24 protein-coding genes and 1 tRNA gene are annotated in these 22,225 nt (G+C 67.9%); 16 read left to right on the forward strand and 9 right to left on the reverse strand.

Going from position 1 to position 22,225, the window contains the following annotated elements; all coding sequences use genetic code 11:
• Nucleotides 1-9: 9 nt before the first annotated feature.
• The 6 genes from AC6LJ5_RS03670 to AC6LJ5_RS03695 are packed head-to-tail and all read right to left on the reverse strand — an operon-like array spanning nt 10 to nt 5,520.
• Nucleotides 10-936: a dihydrodipicolinate synthase family protein gene (locus AC6LJ5_RS03670; protein WP_392410662.1), complete on the reverse strand. Its 927-nt coding sequence runs from the start codon at nt 934-936 to the stop codon at nt 10-12.
• A gap of 29 nt (nt 937-965) precedes the next feature.
• Complete coding sequence (locus AC6LJ5_RS03675; RefSeq protein WP_498139841.1) at nt 966-2,519, reverse strand: UxaA family hydrolase; 1,554 nt, start codon at nt 2,517-2,519, stop codon at nt 966-968.
• 20 nt (nt 2,520-2,539) lie between these two features.
• Nucleotides 2,540-3,337: a transporter substrate-binding domain-containing protein gene (locus AC6LJ5_RS03680; RefSeq protein WP_498139842.1), complete on the reverse strand. Its 798-nt coding sequence runs from the start codon at nt 3,335-3,337 to the stop codon at nt 2,540-2,542.
• 49 nt (nt 3,338-3,386) lie between these two features.
• Nucleotides 3,387-4,115 carry an amino acid ABC transporter ATP-binding protein gene (locus tag AC6LJ5_RS03685; RefSeq protein WP_498139843.1) on the reverse strand — a complete coding sequence of 243 codons (729 nt, stop codon included), beginning with the start codon at nt 4,113-4,115 and terminating at the stop codon, nt 3,387-3,389.
• 34 nt (nt 4,116-4,149) lie between these two features.
• Nucleotides 4,150-4,794, reverse strand: a complete 645-nt coding sequence (locus tag AC6LJ5_RS03690) for an amino acid ABC transporter permease (RefSeq protein ID WP_498139844.1) — start codon at nt 4,792-4,794, stop codon at nt 4,150-4,152.
• A 42-nt stretch (nt 4,795-4,836) separates the two neighbouring features.
• Complete coding sequence (locus tag AC6LJ5_RS03695; RefSeq protein ID WP_392410667.1) at nt 4,837-5,520, reverse strand: amino acid ABC transporter permease; 684 nt, start codon at nt 5,518-5,520, stop codon at nt 4,837-4,839.
• Nucleotides 5,521-5,717: 197 nt separating this feature from the next.
• Here AC6LJ5_RS03695 and AC6LJ5_RS03700 point away from each other — a divergent pair, with 197 nt between their 5' ends.
• Nucleotides 5,718-6,716 carry a GntR family transcriptional regulator gene (locus tag AC6LJ5_RS03700; protein ID WP_392410668.1) on the forward strand — a complete coding sequence of 333 codons (999 nt, stop codon included), beginning with the start codon at nt 5,718-5,720 and terminating at the stop codon, nt 6,714-6,716.
• Nucleotides 6,717-6,804: 88 nt separating this feature from the next.
• Here AC6LJ5_RS03700 and AC6LJ5_RS03705 read toward each other — a convergent pair.
• A tRNA-Gly gene (locus AC6LJ5_RS03705) sits at nt 6,805-6,880 on the reverse strand.
• Nucleotides 6,881-7,025: 145 nt separating this feature from the next.
• Nucleotides 7,026-7,619, reverse strand: coding sequence for a cytochrome b (locus tag AC6LJ5_RS03710; protein WP_392411988.1), 594 nt, complete (start codon nt 7,617-7,619; stop codon nt 7,026-7,028).
• Between the two features lie 295 nt (nt 7,620-7,914).
• Between AC6LJ5_RS03710 and gspG the strand changes: the two genes are divergently transcribed.
• The 15 genes from gspG (at nt 7,915) to AC6LJ5_RS03785 (ending at nt 20,848) form a co-directional block, all read left to right on the forward strand.
• Nucleotides 7,915-8,343: a type II secretion system major pseudopilin GspG gene (gene gspG / locus AC6LJ5_RS03715; RefSeq protein WP_392411989.1), complete on the forward strand. Its 429-nt coding sequence runs from the start codon at nt 7,915-7,917 to the stop codon at nt 8,341-8,343.
• Nucleotides 8,333-8,812 carry a lytic transglycosylase domain-containing protein gene (locus tag AC6LJ5_RS03720; RefSeq protein ID WP_498139845.1) on the forward strand — a complete coding sequence of 160 codons (480 nt, stop codon included), beginning with the start codon at nt 8,333-8,335 and terminating at the stop codon, nt 8,810-8,812. The genes gspG and AC6LJ5_RS03720 overlap by 11 nt, the downstream gene beginning before the upstream one ends.
• A complete protein-coding gene (locus tag AC6LJ5_RS03725) occupies nt 8,784-10,013 on the forward strand; it encodes a type II secretion system F family protein (protein WP_498139846.1) in 1,230 nt (409 codons plus the stop codon). The genes AC6LJ5_RS03720 and AC6LJ5_RS03725 overlap by 29 nt, the downstream gene beginning before the upstream one ends.
• A 56-nt stretch (nt 10,014-10,069) precedes the next feature.
• Nucleotides 10,070-11,635: a GspE/PulE family protein gene (locus tag AC6LJ5_RS03730; RefSeq protein WP_392412022.1), complete on the forward strand. Its 1,566-nt coding sequence runs from the start codon at nt 10,070-10,072 to the stop codon at nt 11,633-11,635.
• A complete protein-coding gene (locus tag AC6LJ5_RS03735; RefSeq protein ID WP_498139847.1) occupies nt 11,616-12,359 on the forward strand; it encodes a hypothetical protein in 744 nt (247 codons plus the stop codon). The genes AC6LJ5_RS03730 and AC6LJ5_RS03735 overlap by 20 nt, the downstream gene beginning before the upstream one ends.
• 17 nt (nt 12,360-12,376) lie before the next feature.
• On the forward strand, nt 12,377-12,886 hold the full coding sequence (locus AC6LJ5_RS03740) for a hypothetical protein (RefSeq protein ID WP_498139848.1): 510 nt from the start codon (nt 12,377-12,379) through the stop codon (nt 12,884-12,886).
• Complete coding sequence (locus AC6LJ5_RS03745) at nt 12,883-13,458, forward strand: hypothetical protein (protein WP_498139849.1); 576 nt, start codon at nt 12,883-12,885, stop codon at nt 13,456-13,458. Before AC6LJ5_RS03740 ends, AC6LJ5_RS03745 begins: the two co-directional genes overlap by 4 nt.
• Nucleotides 13,455-13,940: a hypothetical protein gene (locus AC6LJ5_RS03750; RefSeq protein WP_498139850.1), complete on the forward strand. Its 486-nt coding sequence runs from the start codon at nt 13,455-13,457 to the stop codon at nt 13,938-13,940. The genes AC6LJ5_RS03745 and AC6LJ5_RS03750 overlap by 4 nt, the downstream gene beginning before the upstream one ends.
• Nucleotides 13,937-15,736: a secretin GspD/PilQ domain-containing protein gene (locus AC6LJ5_RS03755; protein ID WP_498139851.1), complete on the forward strand. Its 1,800-nt coding sequence runs from the start codon at nt 13,937-13,939 to the stop codon at nt 15,734-15,736. Before AC6LJ5_RS03750 ends, AC6LJ5_RS03755 begins: the two co-directional genes overlap by 4 nt.
• Before the next feature lie 8 nt (nt 15,737-15,744).
• Nucleotides 15,745-16,221: a type II secretion system protein gene (locus tag AC6LJ5_RS03760; protein ID WP_498139852.1), complete on the forward strand. Its 477-nt coding sequence runs from the start codon at nt 15,745-15,747 to the stop codon at nt 16,219-16,221.
• On the forward strand, nt 16,196-16,585 hold the full coding sequence (locus tag AC6LJ5_RS03765; protein ID WP_103272829.1) for a type II secretion system protein: 390 nt from the start codon (nt 16,196-16,198) through the stop codon (nt 16,583-16,585). Before AC6LJ5_RS03760 ends, AC6LJ5_RS03765 begins: the two co-directional genes overlap by 26 nt.
• Nucleotides 16,572-17,045, forward strand: a complete 474-nt coding sequence (locus AC6LJ5_RS03770) for a type II secretion system protein (RefSeq protein WP_498139853.1) — start codon at nt 16,572-16,574, stop codon at nt 17,043-17,045. The genes AC6LJ5_RS03765 and AC6LJ5_RS03770 overlap by 14 nt, the downstream gene beginning before the upstream one ends.
• A 176-nt stretch (nt 17,046-17,221) precedes the next feature.
• The gene (locus tag AC6LJ5_RS03775; protein WP_103272831.1) at nt 17,222-17,908 is read left to right on the forward strand and encodes a response regulator transcription factor; all 687 of its coding nucleotides are present in this window, start codon (nt 17,222-17,224) and stop codon (nt 17,906-17,908) included.
• Between the two features lie 20 nt (nt 17,909-17,928).
• A complete protein-coding gene (locus AC6LJ5_RS03780; RefSeq protein WP_498139854.1) occupies nt 17,929-19,125 on the forward strand; it encodes a sensor histidine kinase in 1,197 nt (398 codons plus the stop codon).
• A gap of 256 nt (nt 19,126-19,381) precedes the next feature.
• Nucleotides 19,382-20,848 (forward strand): lytic polysaccharide monooxygenase, encoded by a 1,467-nt coding sequence (locus AC6LJ5_RS03785; RefSeq protein WP_103272833.1) that lies wholly within the window; start codon nt 19,382-19,384, stop codon nt 20,846-20,848.
• A 157-nt stretch (nt 20,849-21,005) separates the two neighbouring features.
• Here the strand turns inward: AC6LJ5_RS03785 and AC6LJ5_RS03790 are convergent, their stop codons facing one another.
• Entirely contained in the window at nt 21,006-22,205 is a 1,200-nt protein-coding gene (locus tag AC6LJ5_RS03790; protein ID WP_498139855.1) for an MFS transporter, read from the reverse strand.
• Nucleotides 22,206-22,225 lie beyond the last annotated feature (20 nt).

Genomic DNA, 22,225 nt, shown 5'->3' on the forward strand with positions numbered 1-22,225 from the left:
GGCCCGTTATCAGGCCCAGCGCAGCACGAGCGGGTCTAGCCTCCGGGCGATATCCAACAGGCCCCGGCGTGTCTCCGGATGCAGGGCGGGCCAGGGATGCCTGGGCGCGTCGCAGCGGATGATGCCGCCTTCCTTCATCAGGGCTTTGGCCGCCAGAAACCCCGCCTGCCGGTTCTCATGGTTGATCAGGGGAAGCCAGGCCTGGTACTGCGCATAGGCCTTGTCCCGGTCCCCCGCCCGATAGGCGTCGATGATGGGCCGGATGCCGTCGGCGTAGCCGCCGCCCGTCATGGATCCGGTGGCGCCGGCGTCCAGGTCGGCCAGCAGCGTGATGCCTTCCTCGCCGTCCCAGGGGCCTTCGATGGCCTCGCCGCCCAGCTGGATGAGCTCGCGCAGTTTCGCCGCCGCGCCCGCCGTTTCCATCTTGAAATACGACACCTGCTCGATTTCGCGGGCCATGCGCGCCATGAAGGCGGGCGACATCGGCGTTCCCGCCACGGGCGCGTCCTGGATCATGATGGGAATGCGCAGCGCATCGGACAGGGTCGCGTAGAAATCGTGGATCTGCGCTTCGCCGACCCGGAACGTCGCGCCATGATAGGGCGGCATGACCATCACCATGGCGGCGCCCATGTCCTGGGCGCGCCGGCTGCGCTCGACGCAGACCGTCGAGCTGAAGTGGCTGGTGGTGACGATGACCGACACGCGGCCGTCCACGCATTGCAGGATCTGCCGCGTCAGGATCTCGCGCTCCTCGTCGGCCAGCAGGAATTGCTCCGAATAGTTCGCCAGCACACACAGGCCATCGACGCCGGAGTCGATCATGAACTGCACGCAGCGGCGCTGACCGTCCAGGTCCAGGCTGCCGTCTTCGTTGAAGATCGTCGGCACGACGGGGTAGAGGCCGCGATGGCGGGGAGGGTGAGAGAGGCTCATGGGATTCCAATCAAGGAGGATGGGAGGGATCAGGTGATCACGCTGGTTTGCCAGGGCACGAATTCCTGTTGCCCATATCCATGGCGCTCGCTGCGCGACGGCGCGCCGGAAGCGGTTGCAAGCAGTTGCTCGAACAGGATCGCGCCCAGTTCGGCGATGCCGCGCGTGCCGTCCAGCACATCGCCGCAGTTCAGGTCCATGTCGTCGGCCTGCCGGCGCCACAGGGCGGTGTTGGTGGCCAGCTTGAAAGAGGGCGCCGGCGCGCAGCCATAGGCGGAGCCGCGGCCGGTGGTGAAGCAGATCAGATTGGCGCCGCCCGCGACCTGGCCGGTGGCGGAGACCGGGTCATAGCCCGGCGTATCCATGAAGACCAGGCCCTGCGCGCGCACGGGTTCGGCGTATTGGTAGACCTCGACCAGGTTGGTGGAGCCGGCCTTGGCGATGCCACCCAGCGATTTTTCCAGCACCGTGGTCAGGCCGCCGGCCTTGTTGCCGGACGAGGGATTGTTGTCCATCGAGGCGCCGTTGCGGGCGCAGTATTCCTCCCACCAACGGATCCGTTCGAGGAGCTTGCGTCCGACGTCCGGCGTCTGCGCGCGCCGGGTCAACAGGTGTTCGGCGCCGTAGATCTCCGGCGTCTCGGAAAGAATCGCCGTGCCGCCGTGCTGGACGAGCAGGTCCACCGCCGCGCCCAGGACCGGGTTGGCCGAGATGCCCGAATAGCCGTCTGATCCGCCGCATTGCAGGCCCAGTCGCAGGTGGCTGGCCGGCACGGCCTGCCGGCGCACGGCGTTGGCTTGGGGCAGCATGTCTCGGATCAGCTCGATTCCCTTGCGGATCGTGTGGACGGTGCCCCCGCTGTCCTGGATGGTGAAGGTCCGCAGGCCGGGACTCTCGGCGAGGCCCTGCGTGGCCAGCAGGCGCGGGATCTGATTGGTTTCGCAACCCAGCCCGATGATCAGCACGCCGGCGAAGTTGGGGTGGCAGGCATAGCCGCCCAGCGTGCGCTGGAGCATCTTCAGGCCGTCGCCCTCCGCGTCCATCGCACAGCCGCTGTGATGGGTCAGCGCGACCACGCCATCGACATGGGGGTAGTCGGCCAGGGCCTCGGGATGGATGTCGCGCCGGAAGTGATCGGCGATCGCGCGGGCCACCGTGGCCGAGCAATTCACGCTGGTCAGGATGCCGATGTAGTTGCGCGTGGCGATCCTGCCGTCGGCCCGGGGAATGCCCAGGAACGTGGCGGGCTCGGCCGCCATCGTCGTGGCGCGCGCTTCCGCCGAGTGGGCATAGTCGCGCACGAAATCGCCGATGCTCAAATTGTGGCTGTGTACGTGCTGCCCCGGACTGATCGGCTGGCTGGCGAAGCCGATGATCTGGCCATAGCGCCGGACCGGCTCGCCGGCGGCCAGCGTCCGCGTCGCCATCTTGTGGCCGGGCGGAACCAATCCGGAAACGGTCACCGCTTCGCTGGCGACGTAGACGCCCGCGATCAACTGGTCCAGGGCCACGACCACGTCGTCGCGCGGATGCAGGCGGATGACGCGAGCCGGTTTCAAGGGGGCGATATCGTTGCTGGGCATGTTGTGTTTCCCCGGGTGACTCAGCGCTGCATGTCCGCAGGCAAGGGCATGCCGAAGTAGCGTTGATAGATCTCGTTGAACGCGCCGTTCTTCAGGTTCGCGGCCACCCAGTCGTCCAGCCAGGCCTTCAGCTCGGGTTCGTTCTTGCGCAGCCCCACCGCATAGGGATAGGCCGTGGCGGTGAACTTGGGCACGATGTCCCGCGCCGGATTGGCCTGCCTGATCGCGAGCAGCACGCTGGGCGCGCCGACCAGGAAGTCCTGCTGGCCCGTGGCGACGGCGGTATTGGTGGTGGCGTCGTCCTCGTAGCGGACGATTCTCGCGCCGGGCACATCCTTCAGTCCGCGGCTCAGTTCCTGGTCGCTGGTGGTGCCGCGCGTCACCGCGATGGTCTTGCCGCGCAGGTCGGCGAAGCTGGCGACGGAAACCGACGCGGGGCCGGCCACCAACACGGGCACGACGCCGTAGGGCTCCGAGTACGCCACGACCTTCTTGCGTTCTTCGGTGATCGAGAAAGAGGCCAGCACCACATCGACCTTGCGGCTCAGCAGATAGGGCACCCGGTTCGGGCCGTTCACCGGCACGATCTCCAGGGCCACGCCCAGATCCTTGGCGAGCAACCGCGCCGCTTCGACGTCCGACCCCGTCTGGCGCGCCTGCTCATCTAGCATGCCGTAAGGCGGCGCGCTGATGTCGACGCCGACCAGGATCTTCTGGCGTTGCCTGATGGTTTCGAGCGTGTTGGACCAGGCGCCGGCGCTGGCCAGGAGCAGGCTGGATGCGACGAGCGCGGAAAGCAGCCGGGACAGGATTTTCATGGGATTCTCCCTATGGATGGCGGGATGGATAGCAGGCGGCGTGACCGGGCTACAAGCCGCTGGAAATGAACTGCCGCAATTCGGGGGTGCAGGGCTGGTCGAGCATGCGGCCGTCTCCGTGTTCCCAGACGACGCCGTCATGCATGAACAGGATCTGATCGGCCACCGATCTGGCGAACGCCATTTCGTGGGTCACGAGCACCATGGTCATGCCCTCGGCGGCGAGCGATTCGATCACGCGCAGCACTTCGCCGGTGAGTTCAGGATCCAGCGCCGAGGTCACCTCGTCGAACAGCATCAGCTTGGGCTGCATGGCCAGCGAGCGGGCGATCGCCGCGCGTTGCTGCTGTCCGCCGGACAGTTGCTCCGGGTAGTAGTGGGCGCGGTCCCGCATGCCCACCTTGTCCAGGACCTGCATGGCCAGCGCGTCGGCCCGCGCGTCCGGCAGTCCCTTGACCTTGCAGGGCGCCAGTTTGACGTTCTGCAGCACGGTCAGGTGGGGAAAGAGGTTGTAGGCCTGGAACACGATGCCGACTTCCTGGCGCAGCGCCAGCAGGTCATGGCCGCCGCGTTCCAGCGCCCGGCCGCAGACATGCAGCTGGCCGTCCTGGATCGTTTCCAGTCCGTTGATACAGCGCAGCGCCGTGGTCTTGCCCGAGCCGCTGCGGCCGATCAGCGCCACGACCTGGCCGGGGGCGACGGAAAAGCTGACGCCCTTCAACACCTGGGCATCGCCGAAGGACTTGCGTACCTGCTTGAAGCAAACGATGTCGCTCATGAAATCTGTCTCCTGATTTTTTCCAGCCTGTCGCCTAGGCGCGGCGCAGGCGTTTCTCGAGCCGGTACGAGAGCACCGACAGGGGGTAGCAGATGGCGAAGTACAGGACGGCCGCGATGCTGAACACCGCGAAGGGCTCGAAGGTCGAGTTGTTCACCACGCGCGCGGAGTAGGTCAGGTCGAAGAAGCCGATCACCACCGCGTAGGAAGAGTTCTTCACGATCTGCACCAGGAATCCCACCGTGGGCGCCACCGCGATGCGCGCCGCCTGCGGCAGCACCACATGCCGGACGCATTGCAGCGGGCGCAACGCCAGGCATTCGGCGGCTTCCCACTGCGTCTTCGAGACGGCCTGGATACAGGCTTTCCAGATCTCCGCCAGGAACGCGGCCGAATACAGCGTCATCGCCAGGCCCGCCGCCGCCAGGCTGGGCAGGTCATAGCCGGCGATGCTGATGCCGAAATAGCACAGGAACATCAGGACGGGCAGCGGAATGCCCTGCACCAGCTGGATGAGCGCGCCCGTCGTGGCGCGCCACAGGCGTGCGCCGCGGCTGCGCAACAGCGCCAGCGGCAGTCCCAGCAGCGCGCCGCCGGCGAAGCCGATGAGCGACAGCAGCAGCGTCCAGCCTGCGCCATGGAGGATGAAGCGCAATTGTTCGAAGGAAATGCCCAACATGTGCCGACTCCGAGAGAGGGGGGAGGGACTGCCCTTGGGGCGCTACAGCGGCGTGCCAAGCCGGCGTTGCCGGGTGAACGCCGCGCGGGCCAGGCTGGCCATCAGCAGGCGCAGCAGCCAGGACAGGCAGAGATAGACCAGGGCGACGACCAGATAGATCTCGAACCCGCGAAACGTCTCGGATTGGACGCTGTAGCCAGCCGAGGTCAGTTCCTCGACGGAGATCTGGGACATGATCGAGGTCGCCAGCAGCATCAGCACGAATTGGCTGACCAGCGCCGGATACATGCGTTCCACCGCCTGGGGCAGGATCACCAGGCGCAGGACTTTCCAGCGGTTCATGCCCAGACAGGACGCGGCCTCGATCTGGCCGCGAGGAATCGACTCGATGCCCGCCCGCAGGATTTCCGTGGTGTACGCGGATACGTTGATCACCAAGGCGATGACCGCGGCGGCAATCGCCGGAATGCGCACCTGCAGCGAGGCCAGGCCGAAGAACAGCCAGAAGGCCTGAATCACCAGCGGCGTGTTGCGGATCACGTCCACGTAGGCCGTGACGATCCGGCGCGCCGCGCGCGGCCCTTGCGTGCGGATCACGGCCAGCACCGCGCCCGCCAGGAATCCCAGCGCGATCGTCGCCAGGGACATGAGCGCCGTCGAGCGCGCGCCGGCCAGGAAGGCATCCCAATGCGTGGACAGGAAACTGAAGTCGAAGTCGTAATCCATGATCCCTCGTCCGCAAGGCTCGTGCTGGTGCTCAATAAAGGGTTGTTGCCGGCAATGATCAAAAATATAAACGATCAATGCCGGCAATAAGCGCTATCGTTTTCCCTAGCTGCTTCATATCGAGTGCGTGCTTGTCTTACGATTCGGTCTGACGCATAAGCGATGCACCTCCCGTGACGCCGTCCACGAATACGTTCATGTCCACCGAATTCTCCTTGCCCGGAACGCCCGCCAGCACCCCGCTCTATGCCCGCATCGCGGACCTGTTGCGCCAGGCGCTGGCCAGCGGCGCGTTGCCGCCGGGCATGGTGTTGCTCGAGGGGCCGCTGTCCGAACTGCTGGGCGTCACGCGCAACCCCGTGCGCCAGGCGCTGCGCGAGCTGGAAAGCGAAGGACTGGTTGCGCGGTTCGACGGCCGTGGCATGCTGGCGGGCGGCGCGTCCGAGACGCCCTTGCGGCAATCGCTGACGCCAGGGATGCTGGGGCTGGGCGATGAGAGCGAACCCGTGCGCAAGGCACAGGGCTGGGAGCACATCTATCACGCGGTCGAGCACGACGTGGTCCATCTTTCGGTGTTCGGCGCCTATCGGCTCAACGAGGTCGAGCTGGCGCGGCACTTCGGGGTTGGTCGCACCGCCGCGCGCGACGTGCTGTTGCGGCTTGAAGGATTGGGGCTGGTGGGCAAGGACGAGCGCCAGCGCTGGATCGTCACGCCGCTGGACGAGCGGCGCATCCGCAACCTTTATCAGCTGCGCTGGCTGCTGGAGCCCGCCGCGCTGGCCGGCGCGGCCGCCGACGTGTCCGCCGAAGACATCGCCGCGATGGCGCAACGGCTGCGGCGCGCCAAGGCGCGCTATCCGCGCCTGACCCGGGCCGAGCTGGACGAGCTGGAACATGATTTGCATGTCGCGCTGATCGGCCGTTGTCCCAACGACAGCATCGTCGAAAGCCTGCAGCGCACGCGCTGCATCCTGACGCTGAGCAAGCATGTGCTGGGCGCTGCCGCGCCCATGCCTAACGAAGATCCGTTCATGCAGGAGCATCTGGACGTGCTGGAAGCGCTGGCTCGCGGCGAGACGGGGCAGGCGCAGGAGGCGTTGCGGCGCCACCTGGAAGCGTCGTGCCTGAAGATCGTCGAGCGTGTGGGCCTGATCCACGAGCGGGTGCCCGCGCCGAGGCTGCCTTATCTCGCGTGATGAGGGATCGCGCGGAAATGAAAAAAGGGCCGACAGGCCCTTTTTTCAATGATCCGCAGACTCCGGTGGAAATCTGCGGATCGGATGTTGGAGCGGGAGACGAGTCTCGAACTCGCGACCTCAACCTTGGCAAGGTTGCGCTCTACCAACTGAGCTACTCCCGCGTTTTGGCTGGCGCCGCCGTCATGCGGACCGCGCCGTTGCCTGCGCCTGGCTTTTGGGTCAATGAACCAGAACCAAGGCGGGAGCGAATTCTACCCGAATTCCGGATTTGCGCAAAACCGCGTGCGCCTGTGCCGGGGGCGTCGCTCAGGACGCGTTCTGCAAGCGCTGTCCGCGCCGCGCCAGGCGCCAGCCCGGACGGCCCATGTGGCCCAGCGTGCCGTCCTTGACGACCCAGTGATGCCACAGCGCGGCGCCGATGTGCGCGGCCAGCAGGGCGTAGAGCAGGAAGCCCAGCCATTCGTGGGCCTGGACCATGTAGCGGACCAGTTGCGGGTCGGCGTCCACCAGACGGGGAAAGTCCCAGCCCGTGCCGGGCATCGGAATGACCAGGCCCTTGGCGTTGACGATGACCCAACCGGCCAGGCATTCGCCCAGCACGAAGACATACATGGCCAGGTGCACGATGTGGGCGCACCACTGCTGCAGGGTGGTCGCGCCGATGGGCTTGGCGCGGCCCGCGCGCAGCGCGCTGCGCATCAGCATCACGACCAGCAGCGCCATGCCGCTGCCGATGTGCACGATCATGATCGGCCGCATCCGCATGTCGGCATGCTCGACCAGCAGGTGGCGCAGTTCGCCGGCCAGCACCAGTGAGCACATCAGGGCCACGCTCAGCCAATGCAAGGCGATCTGGGCTCGGGAATAGCCGCCGTGGGCGGCATGAATGGACGGGTTCATGCTTCGTCGTTCCTGGGTTGCGCGCCTGTCGGCGCCGAAAAAAAAGGCGCCATTGAAGCGGCGCGGCGTAGCGGACGCCACGCTTCTCAGTGTTTTCTAAAGACGCGAACGCGCGATTGCGCCATGCCGGCGGGCCGCGCAATTTAGATTCGTTTTGGAAACGTTGAGGGCGCGCATGCGCGGTGCCAAGATGCCGGCCTCTCCCAGAAGGCGGCACGCCGATCCGCCGCCCGCGCGCCGTGCCGCGCGAGGGATCCGCCGCGAGCGCGGCGCTCTTTGGATACCAAGCGCAATCATGAAGACTTTCAATCTGCGGCGTGGCCGCGCCGCGCAACAGGGCTTCACCTTGCTGGAACTGCTGGTGGTCTTGCTGATCATCGCCTTGCTGGCGGGCTACGTCGGGCCCAAGCTCTTTTCCCAGGTCGACCGCGCCAAGGTGCGCGCCACCCAGGCGCAGATGAAGACGCTGGGCGACGCGCTGGTGCAGTACCGGCTGGACGTGGGCAGCTATCCCTCGTCCGACCAGGGATTGCAGGCGCTGGTCAAGGCGCCTCAGGGCGTCTCGAATTGGTACGGCCCGTACCTGGCGAAGGACGTGCCCGCCGATGCGTGGGGGCGGCCCTATCAGCTGAACGTGCCGGGGCGCGGCGGCGAGGCCGAGATCGTTTCGCTGGGCGAGGAAGGTCGGGCGGGCGGCAATGGGGAACTGGTCTATGGCCTCTAGGGCGCGCGCCGCGCTGGCTGTCGCCTGCCTGTTGTCGGCTTCTGCCGCGAGCGCGGCGCCCGATTGCTGGCGCGCCGCCGGCCAGCGCCACGGCATCGATCCCTTGCTGCTCTATGCCATCGCCAGCGCGGAGTCGTCGCTCGATGCCCGGGCCATCAACCGCAACCGCGACGGCAGCCATGACATCGGCCTGATGCAGATCAACAGCATGCATCTGCCCAGGTTGGCGCGCCAGGGCATCACGCGCCAGCGCCTGCTGGACGAGCCCTGCCTGTCGATCGACGTGGGCGCGTCCATCCTGTCCGGTTTCATCAGGCGGCATGGCCGCACCTGGCGCGCCGTTGGCGCATACAACGCCGGCAGCGCTTCTGACCGCGAGGCCGCCAGGACGCGCTACGTCGAACGGGTATGGCCGCTGTACCTGGAACTGGCGGGTGAGCGTGAGCGACGCCGTCGGGCGGGTGGCTGACATGGGTGGGGAATACAGGGTCCGGCTGTTGCGGCGGGACCAGGTCTGCGAGCGCGTATGCCGCGCTGGCAGCAAGGACGCCGCCGTCGCGCAGATCGGCCCGGATGAGGGCGTGGTCCTGGACGTGCAGCGCGTCAGGCCCGCGCGCATCGCAGGCGCCGCCGGCAAGCGTCGCCGCATCTCGCTGGGCCTGTTGCTGCAGGAGCTGTCGGCGCTGCTGGAGGCGGGGCTGGCCCTGATCGAAGCGCTGGAGGCCCTGAGCGACAAGGCTGGCGCGGGCAACCGCCAGGTGCAGACCGTGCTCGCGGATCTGCTCAAGGAGCTGTACCAGGGGCAGCCCCTGTCTAAGGCCATGCAGGCGCAGCCGGACGTATTCCCGGAACTGCTCGTGGCCACCGTGGCATCGGCCGAGGGCAGCGGGCAGCTGCCGCAGGCGCTGCGGCGTTATCAGCATTACGAGCTGCGGATCGAGAACATCCGCAAGAAGGTCGTGGGCGCGCTGCTGTATCCGGCGGCGGTGGTCGCGGTCGGCTTTGGCGTCCTGATGTTCATGCTGTTTTTCGTGATCCCGCGTTTCGCCGTGGTGTTCGAAAGCCTGCAGTCCTTGCCGGCCACGGCGCAGGCCCTGCTTTGGTGGGCGCGGCTGGTGCGGGAGCACGGCATGGCGCTGGGCGCGGGCATTGCCGGCGTGATCGTGGCGGCCGTGCTGGCGCTGCGCACGGCGCGCATCCGCGCCGCGCTGGCCGCGCAGCTTTGGCGGCTGCCCAAGCTGCGCGATGTGGCCTTTCTGTTCGTGTTGGCGCGCTTCTATCGGACGGTGGGGTTGCTGGTCGAAGGTGGCACGCCGGTGCTGCAGGCGCTGGAGCTGTCGCAGCGCCTGTTGCCGCAACGGCTGGCCGCGAGGCTGGAGCAGGCTCTGGCCGAGTTGCGCGCCGGCAGGGCCGTGGGCGAGACGCTGGCCGCGCACGGACTGACCACGCCGGTGGCGCGGCGCCTGCTGCGGGTGGGCGAGCACAGCGGCGACCTGGGCGGCATGTGTGAACGGATCGCGCTGTTTCATGACAGCACCCTGGACCATGCGGTCGAGGTTTTCGGAAAGGTCTTCGAGCCATTGCTGATGCTGGTGGTCGGCGCAATGGTGGGGACCATCGTGGTGCTGCTGTACATGCCGATCTTCGAATTGGCCAGCAGCATGGGATAGGCGCGCGCGGACAGGCGTCCGCGCCCTACGGCCAGGAGATGAACATGATGGAACCAATGCCCGCATCCGGGACGACGCAGGCGCTGGCGTGGATCGCGCGGCCCGGCCTGCTTGAGCAGGAACTCGCGCGCGCGCCGCAGCTGCTGCCGGTGGTCGCCATGGCGCTGGGCATGCAGCACATGGAGTCGGCCGACTGGGACAGGGCCGTCGCCAGGCACGATGTGCTGCCGCTGGCCGACGCCCTGAACTGCCGCGTGGCGATGGTGGAGCGGGACGGCGAGCTGCTGGCGGTCATGGGCGCGCCGCTGGACCGGCGCGCGCGCTTGTGGCTGCAGGCGCGCTTCGAAGGCCGGCCGGTGCTGTTCGCGCTGGCCCTGCCGGGCGCGGTCGATGCCTGGCTCAAGCAGGCCGAGGCCAGCGAGCGCGTGCTCGACGGGGTCGCCGTGGACGTGGCCGAGGACACGCTGGCCAAGGCGGTGGAGTCGATTTCCATCGCCTCGCTCGCCAAGGACGAAAGCCCGGTGATCCGGCTGGTGAACATGACGCTCTATGACGGCCTGCAGAGCCGCGCCAGCGATATCCACCTGGAGTCGGACGAGGAAGGGCTGCTGATCCGCTACCGCATCGACGGCGCGATGCTCACCATCCGCAAGGTGCCCGGCCAGCTCACCGCGAACCAGGTGATGTCGCGTCTGAAGGTGCTGTCCAGCCTGGACATCGCCGAGAAGCGCGTGCCGCAGGATGGACGCTTCAAGGTCGAGCTGCAGGGCCGCGAGGTGGATTTCCGCGTGTCCATCATGCCGGGCAGCCACGGCGAGAACGCGGTGCTGCGTCTGCTGGACCGCTCGCAGAAGGACGAACGCCTGAGCCTGGATGGCCTGGGCTTTCCGGCGCGGACCGCCGCGCGCATCCGCGCGCTGGCGCAGCTGCCCTATGGCCTGACGCTGATCACGGGCCCGACGGGCAGCGGCAAGTCCACGACGCTGTATGGCGCGCTGTCCGAGCTGAACACCGGCGACGAGAAGATCATCACCATCGAGGACCCGGTGGAATACGAAATGGCCGGCGTGCTGCAGATTCCCGTCAACGAAAAGAAGGGGCTGACCTTCGCTCGGGGGCTGCGCTCGATCCTGCGCCACGACCCGGACACGATCCTGGTGGGCGAGATCCGCGATGCGGAGACCGCCGCCATCGCCGTGCAGTCGGCGCTGACCGGGCATCGCGTGCTGTCCTCGGTGCACGCCAACGACGCCTTCAGCGTGATCGACCGTTTTCTTTACATGGACGTGGAGGCGGCCACGTTCCTGGAATCGCTCAACGGCGTGGTGTCGCAGCGGCTGGTGCGGCGCCTGTGCCCGCATTGCGGCGGCGGGTCTGTCGCGCCGGCGGCCGCATGCGCGGCCTGTCGCGGCACCGGCTTCCTGGGCCGCATCGCGCTGGCCGAGGTGTTGCGCCTGGACAGCCGCATGAAATCCGCGCTGCTGGAGCGGTCCCCGGAACGCAGGCAGGCGGCCCTGGCCGCCTGCGCCGACTATCAATCGATGCGCGACGCCGCCGGCGAGGCGGTCGCGCGCGGACTGACGACTTATCAGGAGGTGTGCCGTGCCGTCGCTATGGAATGAACGCGCCATGCTGATCGACGCCGAGAAGGTGACGCTGCTGGCGCCGGCGGCGCCGTTGGCGCATGGCCGCAGCCGGCCGCATGGCGGCGATCCCGCCGGCGCGGCCGCCGAACTGTTGGCCGATTCGCGGCGCCGGCGCGGCGCGTGGCGCAACCGGCTGCGCGTGTGGATCGGCTATCCGTGGGCGCATGCGCAGGTGCTGCCCTGGCAAGTCACGCTGGGCGGCGGCGATCATCAATGGGAGGCCTATGCGCGGGCGCTGATGCGCGAGCGCGGCGTCGCCGGACCGCTGCGCCTGCGGTTGGATGCGGGCCGCCACGGCCGAGCGCGGCTGGCGTTCGGCATCGATGCCGGCCTGCTCGACGCGCTGGAAGGCATGGCCTCGGCAGCCGGCTGGCGGCTTTGGTCCTGCCACGATCTGCTGTCTTCCTGCCTGGCGCGGTATCGCGCCGCGCTGCGCGACAGCGGCGGCCTGGTGCTGGCCGAGACCGGTGCGCTGAGCTGCCTGTGGCGGTCCGCACAGGGCTGGGAAGATCTGATCACGCTGCGCCGCGACCCGGGGCAGTCGTTGGAGACCTTGTTGTCCGCGGCCGAACTGCTGTGCGGCCGCGCGGGCGGGAACGGCTATCGCTGGTCGTCCCTGTGCGCGCCGGATGCGCTGCCCTTGCCGGACGCCTCGCGCTGGCTGGGCGCGCCGCATCCCATGCTGGCGGTGGCGGCATGAAGGCCCGGGCAAGAGGGATGGCGGACTTCGCGCGGCGCGCCGGGCTCAATGGCGTCTGCCTGGTCGCCGGCTTGCTGCTGCTGGTCGTGGTTGGCCTGACGGCCTGGCGCGAATGGAGCGTCCTGGCCCTGCGCCGCGAGGTCGCGTCCATGGAGGACAGCCTGGCGCAGCGCCGCCTCCAGCAGGAACGCGAGCAGCGCCGCAGGCTGGCGCAATCGCCCGAGGAGCGCGAGATCGAGGCCCTGCTGTCGCGCCAGCGGGCCGAGGACCGGCTGCGGCCGGCCATCCTGCGCGCGGTCGAGAAGGCCTGGTCGCCGCGCGTGGCCATGCTCGGGCTGAAGCTGGAGGCGGGCGGAAAAAGCGCACGCGTGGAAATGCTGGTCGCCAGCCTGAAAGAGGCCTTCGCCTTCGTTCAGCGCCTGAACGCGGCGCAGCCCGGCTTTTACGCCGTGGTCGAGCGCCATGGCCTGCGGCCGGGCGATCCGAATCAGGCCATCGTCGTATCGATTTTCGTGGAGGTCCGATGAACCTGCCGGCTGCGTTGGCCAAGCGCCGCGAGGCGTTGGGCAATGTCCCGTTGCTGGCGCGCTGCCGCTGGCATTGGCAACGCTGGCGCGCGGCGCTGGGCCGGGGCGGCCTGCTCGCGCTGGCCACCGCCATCGTGCTGGCCGTTCATGGCGCTTTCGTGCTGTGGCCCGAGCAGGGCGAGCTGCGCCGCCAGCGCATCGCGCTGATCGCGCAATTGCAGGCCTGCCACACGCCCGCGTCGGCGCCGGCCGCTGCCATGGAGCAGGTGCGCGCGCAGTTGCGCATGGCGCTGGACCAGCGCAAGTTCGCCGTGATGGAGCAGCTGGGCGGCGCCGGGCTGCTGCTGATCGACATTCGCTATCGCGGCGAGGACGCGGTGCGCGGCAGCCTGCGGCGCACCTCGATGGATGTGTCGGCGGTGGGCTCATACAAGGACCTGACCGCGGCGCTGGAACTGCTGGCCGCGCAGCCGCTGCTGCGCATGGAGACGCTGGCGCTGGACCGCCAGCGTCCGGAGAACCGGCTGATCGAGGTGAAGATGAAGCTGAGCATGCTGGGAGCGCCGCGATGAGCCGGGCGCGCATGGGCATGGCGGCCGCGTTGCTGGCGGCCTGCGGTGTCGCGGGCATTGCGCGGGCGGGCAACGTCGATATCTTTCCGTCGCAAAGCTGGGACTCGCTGTCGCGCGCGACGCGGGAAGCGCAGGACGGACAAGGACAGGACGCGGATGCGGACGCGGCGTCCGCCGCCGCGCAGCGGTCCTGGTCCGCCCCGGCGGCGGACGCCGTCGCCGCGCCGCTGTTTGCCCGCGTGGGCGAGTGGCGCGAAGCGGGGCAGCGGATCGTGGTGTTGCGCTCCGAGGACCGCCTGTATTTGCTGTGCCAGCGCTGCGCCGCGCCATCCGCGCTGCGGCCCGGCGGCGCGCCCAGGGACGGGTACCGCCTGAAGTCCCTGGAACCCGGACGCGCGGTGCTGTTGGCGCCGAACGGCCAGGAGGTGAGCGTGGACCTGCCGTTCTCTACCGAATTTCCTCAAGGAACAGGATCATCATGATTTCCAGATCGGCCGCCACGGCGGCGCTATTCGGTCTCGTCCTGAGCGGCTGCTCGGCGTCGGGAATGTTCAAACAGGGCGCCGGCGACGCACCGGCGTCCGACGCCGCCGGACGCTACGCGCAGGCGCTGGCCCGCCAGGAGCAGTCGCCCGACGATATCGAGAACGACAAGAACCTGGCGCGCGATGGCGCGCAGGCCGCGCTGGACCTGCTGCGGCGCGTGCGCGGCCGGATGGCCGCGGGCGACGAAGCCGGCGCGCAGGCGGAACTGTCCGCCTTGCTGGCCGTCCAGCCCGGCAATATGCGCGCCCGCCAGCTGCAGGCGCAGCTGGAGCGCCGCCTGCTGCTCAAGCGGGACCTGGCCGAGGCCGGCAAGCGACAGGCCGACCATCCGACCGAGGCGCTGGACGTCGTCAACCGCATCCTGCAGGAGCAGCCGGACTACGAGCCGGCCAGGGCGCTGCGCGCCACCCTGATGCGGGCCCAGGCGCAGCGCGCTTCGGCGCGGCCGAGGCTGGCCGACGCCTTGCGCAAGCCCGTCTCGCTGAATTTCAAGTCGCAGCCGGTGGTGCAGATCCTGGAGGCCATTTCGAAGATCGCCGGCGTGGACTTCGTGCTGGATCCGGAGGTGGCCTCATCAGCGCCGGCCACCATCATCGCCGACCAGACCACCGCCGAGGACGCCATCAATCTGCTGTTGCGCACCAGCAAGCTCGAGAAGAAGGTGCTGAGCGAGCGCAGCCTGCTGATCTATCCGGCCAGCGCGGAAAAGTCCAAGGAATACCGCGAGCTGATGGTGCGCGTGTTCTACCTGAGCAATGCCCAGGCCGCCAAGGTGGTGCCGGCGCTGCGGCAGGTGGGCACGATCAAGAACGTGCACCTGGATGAACGCGCCAACGCGCTGATCGTGCGCGATACGCCCGAGGTCATCGCGGTGGCCGAGCGCATCGTCGCCGCGCTGGACCTGGCGCAGTCGGAAGTGACCATGGATGTGCGCGTGCTGGAAGTGAACACCAATGACGAGCTGGAAGTCGGCGTGGACTATCCCAGCGACCTGCGCCTGTCGATCCTGCCTCAGGGCGAGAGCGGCAAGGTGACCGTGGGCGACATCCTTGGCCTGAACAGCGACATGCTGGGCGTTTCCAGCCGCAATGAGCTGTCCATGGCCCTGAACCTGCTGCAGAAGCGCGGCAAGACCCGCGTGCTCGCCAATCCCAAGATCCGCGTGCGCAACATGGAAAAGGCCAGCATCAAGATCGGCGAGAAGGTGCCGGTGGTGACCACCACCAATGCCAATGGCGTGGTGACCGAGTCGGTGAATTATCAGGACGTCGGCCTGAGCCTGCAGGTCGAGCCGCAGGTCACGCTGGGTAACGACGTGTCCGTCAAGGTCAGCATGGAAGTCAGCAACCTGAAGGGCGAGGTGAAGACGGCCGGCGGCGGCGTGGTCTATCCCATGAGCACCCGCAACGCCGAGACCGTCATGACCGCGAGGGACGGCGAAACGCAGGTGCTGGCCGGGCTGGTCAATCAGAAGCAATCCGGCAACACCAGCGGCCTGCCGGGGCTGAGCACGCTGGAATGGCTGGGCAGCCTGTTCGGCAGCACCAAGGACAGCGAGGAGTCGACCGAGATCGTGCTGCTGCTGACGCCGCACGTGGAGCGTTCGCTAGAGCTGCCGGCGGCGTCCAACAGCTATTTCCCGTCCGGCACCGAAGCCAGCGTGACCGTGCTGCCCTTGACGACCGCGCCGGCCCGGCCCGGGCTGGACGCGCCGCTGGCGCCGCCGTATTGAGGATGTCCATGCGCAGGCAACAAGGCTTCACCCTGATCGAAATGCTGGCCGCGCTCACGCTGCTGGCGCTGTTGCTGAGCGTGGCGCTGCCCTACGCCGATCTGGTCCGCCGCCGCAATCTGGAAGAGGACCTGCGGCACAGCCTGCGCATCGTGCGCGATGCGATCGACGCCTATCACGCGGCCAGCCTGGAGGGGAAGATCGACAAGTCCCTGGATCGCAGCGGCTATCCGCCGGATCTGGACAGCCTGACGCGAGGCGTGACGGACAAGACCGATCCGAACGGGGGAAAGCTGTACTTCCTGCGGCGCCTGCCGGCGGATCCGATGTGCGAGTCCTGCGAGGGCACGGACGCGGCCGACACCTGGGAGACCCGCAGCTACGACAGTTCGGCCGAGTCATTCTCGTCCGGCCGCGACGTGTTCGACCTGCGCTCCCGCAGCGAAAGAAAAGGAACCAATGGCATCCCGTACAACGAATGGTAGGCGCGCCTGCGCCGGTTTCACGCTGATCGAGTTGCTGGCCGTGATGGCCATCGTCGGCGTGCTGACGGCGCTGGTGGCGCCTTCTTTCTTCAAGAGCAACGACCGCGCGCGAGAGACGGTGCTGCGACACAATCTGCGCGCGATCCGGCTGGCCATCGACGACTACCGCGCCGATCATGGCGTCAATCCGGAAGGGCTGGAAAAGCTGGTGTCCGGCAAGTACCTGCGCGAGTTGCCGCTGGACCCGCTGACGGGCAAGCGCGATTCCTGGAAGACGCAGGCCGCCGAAGAAGGCGGCGTGGCGGACGTGAAGAGCGGCGCGCCGGGCAAGGGCCTGGACGGAAGCAGCTATGAGGCGTGGTAGCGCGCCGGCGCGCGCGCAGTCCGGCCTGGCGTACCTGGGCGTGCTGATGCTGGCGGCCGCCATCGCCGCGGGCCTGGCCGCCACGGCGCGACCCTGGAGCATGCAGCAGCAGCGCGCGCGCGAGGCCGAGCTGCTGTTCATCGGCCAGCAGTTCGAGCGCGCGATCGCATCCTACTACCGGGCCGGCCCGTCGCCGGCGTTTCCAAGATCCCTCGACGCCTTGCTCAAGGACAGCCGCGTGCCGTTCATGTTGCGGCATCTGCGCCGCCTGTACCGGGATCCGCTCACGGGCAGCGCCGATTGGGGCGTGGTGAAGGGGCCCGACGGAGGCGTCATCGGCGTCTACAGCCAGGCGCCGGGCAAGCCGCTCAAGCAGGACGGATTCCCCGCCAGCTTGGGGAATTTCGCGGGCAAGAGCCGCTACGCGGACTGGATCTTCCTGTACGACGAGCGGCGTTGAGAGGCCGGTTTCTGCCACGGAAAATGAATTTGGTTAGCAAAACCTACCACAGCTTTTCTTTGAGAATTTTCTGATTGGGTGGGCAAATTTGTTATGGAATGATGCGTCCCTGACACATAACTGACCGGAGGCATGCGCATGTTCAAAGTACCTGCGACGACCCGGGGAGGCGCAGCATGATCGTCGCCGTTCTCGAGGACTGTCCGGCCCAGCGGGATTGGGTCACCAAGCTGCTGCACGATCGCGGCCATCAGGTGGTGGCGCGCGGCGACGGCGACAGCTTCATCGCGCTGTTGCGCAGCCAGGTCGTGGACGCGGCCTTGCTGGACTGGGAAGTGCCCGGCGCGTCCGGCCTGTCCGTGCTGTCCTGGGCGCGGTCCAATCTGAACCGCTCCATGCCCATCCTGATGCTGACGCAGCGCGACGACGAGGACGACGTCGTCACCGCGCTGAACGCGGGCGCGGACGATTACCTGCACAAGCCGCTGCGCGAGCGCGAGCTGCTGGCGCGCGTGGCCGCGCAGGCCAGGCGTTCCCGCCATGCCGATGCGCCGGGGCAGGAGCTGCAGGTCGGCCCCTATGCGTTCGACCTGCAATCGCGCAGGCTGACCGTGCAAGGGCGGCCCGTCAGCCTGCCCGCGCGCGAGTTCGAGCTGGCGGCATTGCTGTTCCGCAACCCAGGCCGGATCCTGACCAAGGACGCGCTGTGCCAGCACATCTGGGGCACCGTGGACCGGAAGTACGACGCCAGCCTGGCCACGTACATCAGCAACCTGCGCTCGGCGCTGGGCCTGCGCGCGCGCAACGGCTATGTGGTCTCCACGGTCTACAACTACGGATACCGCCTGGAGCGCGTGGCCTGATTTTTCTGGGATGGTGGGATATGGAGCTGTCGAATTTTCCGGGTTCGCGAGCCAACGACACGGCGCTTGCGCCTTGCCGTAACGCCTGGCTGTGCTGTCACCTGAGCATCGTCGCCCTGGCGCTGGTTCTGCCCGGAGGCCGCGTGGGTTCGCCGCCCCGGCCTTTCAGCGCGGCGGATGTGCTGGTCATCGTCTGCGTTGCCTTGTTCATCGTGGCCCTGGGCCTGTTCCATCAGCGTGGACGAGCCGCGCTGCGCCTGGCGGTCTTCTGGACCGCCGTGGTGCTGACGCTGATCATCGCGCGGCGCGTGACGCCGGCGGGGTCGCCGGCGATGGCGGTGTTGTTCATGCTGGGCTGCGTGGTCCACTGGCGCGTCGGCGCTTCACGGATCCAGGCGTTGGTGGCGCGCGAGGCTGTGCCCCAGGCGGCCGCGACGCCATCCGAACCGCCGAAGCTCGCGCCCGCCGCGCCCGACCGCGACGCCGTCGCGCAGATGGTGCACGACCTGCGCAGTCCCCTGTCGGCCGTTCTGGCGCTGGTCGACAAGCAGGGCGCGGACAAGGCCGAGGCGGTGCATCATGACTTTCTACGTTCGGTGCGGGACCAGGTGCAATACGGCTTGTCGGTCGCGCAGCACTTCATGCAGAGGTCGCGCGCGGAACGGCTGGACCGGTCGCGTTTCCTGCCGGTGTCGCTGCAAGACCTGGCGCACAGCGCGGCGGACCAGGTGCTGCCCCTGGCCGACAAGAAGGGCGTGTCGATCGACGTGCGGGACGGCGATGAAACGCTGTGGGTCGCCGGCGACTATTGCATGCTGTTGCGCGCCGTCGTCAATCTGCTGGAGAACGCCGTCAAGTATTCGGCTTCCGGCACGCGGGTCACGCTGGGCGCGCAGCGGCTGGGCAATGCCGCGCGTCTGTACGTGGCGGACCAGGGCGTGGGCATCGCGGCCGAGGCCTTGCCCCGGCTGTGCCAGGCGTTCTATCGGGCCGCCGGAGCGCGCAGGCACTGCCAGGACGGCGTGGGCATGGGCCTGGCCATCGTGGCCGCCGTGGCCAAGGGGCATGGCGCGGAAGTGATGGTGAAATCGCGGCCGAGCCAGGGCAGCACGTTCATCCTGACCATGCCGCTGTTGCCGCGCGGCGGCGCGCTTGAAAACGAGGATCCTCCAGAACCCGGCGAAGCCGCGCAAGGCGCGGCGGTCCGGTTGGAGTAAGGCGCCTTGACGGCGCCTTTTTTTATCGAAGGGGCAATGCCGGCCTCGGCGCGGCTGGAGCGGCGGGCGAGGCGCGGGACGAGGTGCGCGCAGCGCAGGTTCAGGCCAGCTGGCGCTCCGATATTCAGGCTCTCTTGAGAATGGTTTTTCGAATGAAGGGCGGTCCACATAATGCGCCCGCTTTCGCGATTCGCGGCTTCATCCGGATTCGCGTTGGCGCTCACCTTCATTCTCACATTCAAAGGACTCAACAGAGATGCGTGCTTCCCTGCGCAACGCGGTCAAGATGGCGCTGCCCGTCGCGGCCCTGACCCAGGCCGTGCTGATGGCCATGGCTCCGACCTCCGCCAACGCCCACGGTTCCCTGATCGACCCGCCCAGCCGCGAATACGCGTGCAACAAGTTCGATACCCCCTGGAGCAATCCCAAGCACAGCGGCTGCGGCAAGATCGCCTCGCAGTCGTCCAGCTGGATGTCCAATGCGGTGGGCGGCGTGCTGGACAATCATCAGGACTACATTCCCGACGGCTTGCTGTGCGCTGGCGGCAAGGAAGACTGGAAGGAAATCGACGGCAACTATGATTGGCCCACCACGGTCCTGACGCCGGGCGCGGACGGCAAGCTGACGTTCAAGTACCAGCAGACCGCTCCGCACATCACCAAGTACTTCCGCACCTACATCAGCAAGGACAGCTACGATCCCAAGGCCGGCCTGCGCTGGTCCGATCTGGAACTGATCGGCGATTCGGGCTGGCTGGACCGTCCCGGTGACGACAAGATTACCAAGCTGGACGTGAAGATCCCGGCCCAGTACACCGGCAAGCGCGTCATCTACACGGTCTGGCAGCGTGATCCGGGGGATGCCAAGGAAGGCTTCTACTCGTGCTCGAACGTGGACGTGATGCCCGTCGACATGCAGTGGAAGGCCAGCGGCACGCTGGAGGGCGGCCAGGTCGAGACCGGCTCGACCATGACCCTGCGCGTGTTCGACAAGGTGCGCGGCGGCGATCTGGAAAGCCATTCGATCATCGTGTCCAAGGGCCAGGAAAAGCCCGAGCAGTGGCAGTATGTGCTGTCCCAGAAGACCAACAATGCGTCCGGCATCGTCCGCCTGGGCAAGCTCGGCGCCGACGGCAAGGTCGTGCCGCAGCCGGTTGCCAACGGCAACGAAGTCTACGGCCTGAACAAGGTCTACAGCTTCGCCGTCGACCAGCGCGGTCCGGAGCCCGTCGATCCCCCCACCGGCATCGTGCCGCCGACGGCCAAGCTGACCGGCCCGGCCACCGCCGAGGGCGGCGCCACCGTGCTGCTGTCGGGCAAGAACTCGAACAACGGCGGCGGCAAGCTGACGTATCTGTGGAAGCTGCCGGCCGGTATCACGGCCCCGGTGAACCAGGCCGACCTGAGCTTCGTCGCGCCCAAGCTGTCGCAGGACAAGGCTTACACGTTCGGTCTGACCGTGACCAATGAAAAGGGCTCGTCCTCGGCCGAGCACACCGTCACGGTCAAGAAGCAGGACCAGGGCGGCGGCGGCACCGGCGGCGGCAAGTACCCGGCCTACAAGGAAGGCACGGCCTACAAGGCCGGCGAACGCGTCAGCAACGCTGGCCAGGACTTCGAGTGCAAGCCGTGGCCCTACACCAACTGGTGCGGCCAGTCGGCGCAGTACTATGCGCCGGGCACGGGCCTGAACTGGTCGGAAGCCTGGACCGCCGTGAAGTAAAGCGGTAGCGGATCCGGCTTCCCGTCGGCCAGTCCCATGGGACGGGCAGGGGAGTCCGGAGTCTGTGGAGCGGGGCCCGGCATTGCGCCGGGCCCTGCCTTTTTCAGGGCAGGCAGCTTGCGCCGGCGCATGAGGCTGGCGGTCGCTTCAAGGGCGCTCAATCCGCGCGCCGCGCGCCCGCCATGATGGCCAGCAGCGCCGCCAGCAGCGCGCAGCCCGACACCTGCAGGATGCCGGCCAGGGTCCAGCCCATTCCGCCTTTCAGGTGGCCGAGCAGGTAGCCCGCGAAAGCGGCGGGGATGTAGAGGCTGGCCACGAACAGGCCGGACGCCTGCGCGGCCTTGGCGCTGCTGACCGACTTGATGATGCCCGCCGACAGATTGGCGTAGACCATGCCGCTGATGGCCGCGCCAAAGACAAAGGACAGCGTCGCGTGCAGCGCCAGGGAACGGCCAAGTTCGGTGAACAGCAGGCCGCCGGCCACGGCCGAGATCAGCAGCGAGAAGAACAGCAGCTTGCGGTAGTCGTAGCGGTCGCCCAGCCAGCCGCCCAGCAGCGACAGCAGGGCGCCCAGGCCGTAGAAGCTGACCGCGCCCGCCGCCTGCTTGGGCGTGAAGCCCAGCGCGTCGCGCAGATAGGTCGGGTACAGGCCCAGATAACCGTAGATGGACAGGCCGGCGAAGGCGGTGGCGACGGCCAGCATGAGCGGCGTCGGGGCCCACAGGCTGTCCAGCGCGGGATCGGCCGGCGCGCCGGCGCGGTTCGCGGCCGGATCGGGTTGCGGACGCGCTTCGCTGAACCAGGGCTTGACCAGCGGCACGATCAGTACGAAGGCGACGATGCCGGACAGGCCGAACACGATGAAGGGCATTTTCCAGTGCGTGGCGCCGAGGATGGCGGCGCCCAGGTTGGGGCCGATGATGGCGCCGATGCCGAAGGTGAAGTTCAACGAGCTGGCGGCGACCGCGCGGTGCTGGAAGAAGTAGCTCGTGCCGATGGCCAGCAGGGCGGTCAGCTGCATGGCTTCGCCCAGGCCCGAGACGAAACGGTAGAGCAGCAGGTCGGGCAGGCCGCGCGAGTAGGCGGTCAGGTAGGTCGCGGCCGAGAAGATCACCAGGCCGATCAGCGTGACCGACTTGCGCGACATCTTGCCCAGCAGGTAGCCGGTCGGAATGCCCGCCACGCCCATGCCCAGCGTGAAGACCGTGGACGCCAGTCCCACCTGCGGCAGGCTCAGATCCAGCGCATTGCGGACATCGGCCGCCAGCACCGAGAACAGTTGCCGGTCTATGGCATTGATGACATACGAGAACAACAGCACGGCGAACATCCCGAGTGCGGCATGGCGCTTTTGCATTTGGGGAACTCCTGTGTGGG

The sequence above is a fragment of the Achromobacter sp. 1011791174 genome (assembly GCF_059760925.1).

Excerpts from the sequence above, each read along its gene's own strand:
- AC6LJ5_RS03670 (WP_392410662.1), bottom strand. The coding sequence starts at position 936 with ATGAGCCTCTCTCACCCTCCCCGCCATCGCGGCCTCTACCCCGTCGTG.
- AC6LJ5_RS03675 (WP_498139841.1), bottom strand. The coding sequence starts at position 2,519 with ATGCCCAGCAACGATATCGCCCCCTTGAAACCGGCTCGCGTCATCCGC.
- AC6LJ5_RS03680 (WP_498139842.1), bottom strand. The coding sequence starts at position 3,337 with ATGAAAATCCTGTCCCGGCTGCTTTCCGCGCTCGTCGCATCCAGCCTG.
- AC6LJ5_RS03685 (WP_498139843.1), bottom strand. The coding sequence starts at position 4,115 with ATGAGCGACATCGTTTGCTTCAAGCAGGTACGCAAGTCCTTCGGCGAT.
- AC6LJ5_RS03690 (WP_498139844.1), bottom strand. The coding sequence starts at position 4,794 with ATGTTGGGCATTTCCTTCGAACAATTGCGCTTCATCCTCCATGGCGCA.
- AC6LJ5_RS03695 (WP_392410667.1), bottom strand. The coding sequence starts at position 5,520 with ATGGATTACGACTTCGACTTCAGTTTCCTGTCCACGCATTGGGATGCC.
- AC6LJ5_RS03700 (WP_392410668.1), top strand. The coding sequence starts at position 5,718 with ATGTCCACCGAATTCTCCTTGCCCGGAACGCCCGCCAGCACCCCGCTC.
- AC6LJ5_RS03710 (WP_392411988.1), bottom strand. The coding sequence starts at position 7,619 with ATGAACCCGTCCATTCATGCCGCCCACGGCGGCTATTCCCGAGCCCAG.
- gspG (WP_392411989.1), top strand. The coding sequence starts at position 7,915 with ATGAAGACTTTCAATCTGCGGCGTGGCCGCGCCGCGCAACAGGGCTTC.
- AC6LJ5_RS03720 (WP_498139845.1), top strand. The coding sequence starts at position 8,333 with ATGGCCTCTAGGGCGCGCGCCGCGCTGGCTGTCGCCTGCCTGTTGTCG.
- AC6LJ5_RS03730 (WP_392412022.1), top strand. The coding sequence starts at position 10,070 with ATGCCCGCATCCGGGACGACGCAGGCGCTGGCGTGGATCGCGCGGCCC.
- AC6LJ5_RS03740 (WP_498139848.1), top strand. The coding sequence starts at position 12,377 with ATGGCGGACTTCGCGCGGCGCGCCGGGCTCAATGGCGTCTGCCTGGTC.
- AC6LJ5_RS03745 (WP_498139849.1), top strand. The coding sequence starts at position 12,883 with ATGAACCTGCCGGCTGCGTTGGCCAAGCGCCGCGAGGCGTTGGGCAAT.
- AC6LJ5_RS03750 (WP_498139850.1), top strand. The coding sequence starts at position 13,455 with ATGAGCCGGGCGCGCATGGGCATGGCGGCCGCGTTGCTGGCGGCCTGC.
- AC6LJ5_RS03755 (WP_498139851.1), top strand. The coding sequence starts at position 13,937 with ATGATTTCCAGATCGGCCGCCACGGCGGCGCTATTCGGTCTCGTCCTG.
- AC6LJ5_RS03760 (WP_498139852.1), top strand. The coding sequence starts at position 15,745 with ATGCGCAGGCAACAAGGCTTCACCCTGATCGAAATGCTGGCCGCGCTC.
- AC6LJ5_RS03765 (WP_103272829.1), top strand. The coding sequence starts at position 16,196 with ATGGCATCCCGTACAACGAATGGTAGGCGCGCCTGCGCCGGTTTCACG.
- AC6LJ5_RS03770 (WP_498139853.1), top strand. The coding sequence starts at position 16,572 with ATGAGGCGTGGTAGCGCGCCGGCGCGCGCGCAGTCCGGCCTGGCGTAC.
- AC6LJ5_RS03775 (WP_103272831.1), top strand. The coding sequence starts at position 17,222 with ATGATCGTCGCCGTTCTCGAGGACTGTCCGGCCCAGCGGGATTGGGTC.
- AC6LJ5_RS03780 (WP_498139854.1), top strand. The coding sequence starts at position 17,929 with ATGGAGCTGTCGAATTTTCCGGGTTCGCGAGCCAACGACACGGCGCTT.
- AC6LJ5_RS03785 (WP_103272833.1), top strand. The coding sequence starts at position 19,382 with ATGCGTGCTTCCCTGCGCAACGCGGTCAAGATGGCGCTGCCCGTCGCG.
- AC6LJ5_RS03790 (WP_498139855.1), bottom strand. The coding sequence starts at position 22,205 with ATGCAAAAGCGCCATGCCGCACTCGGGATGTTCGCCGTGCTGTTGTTC.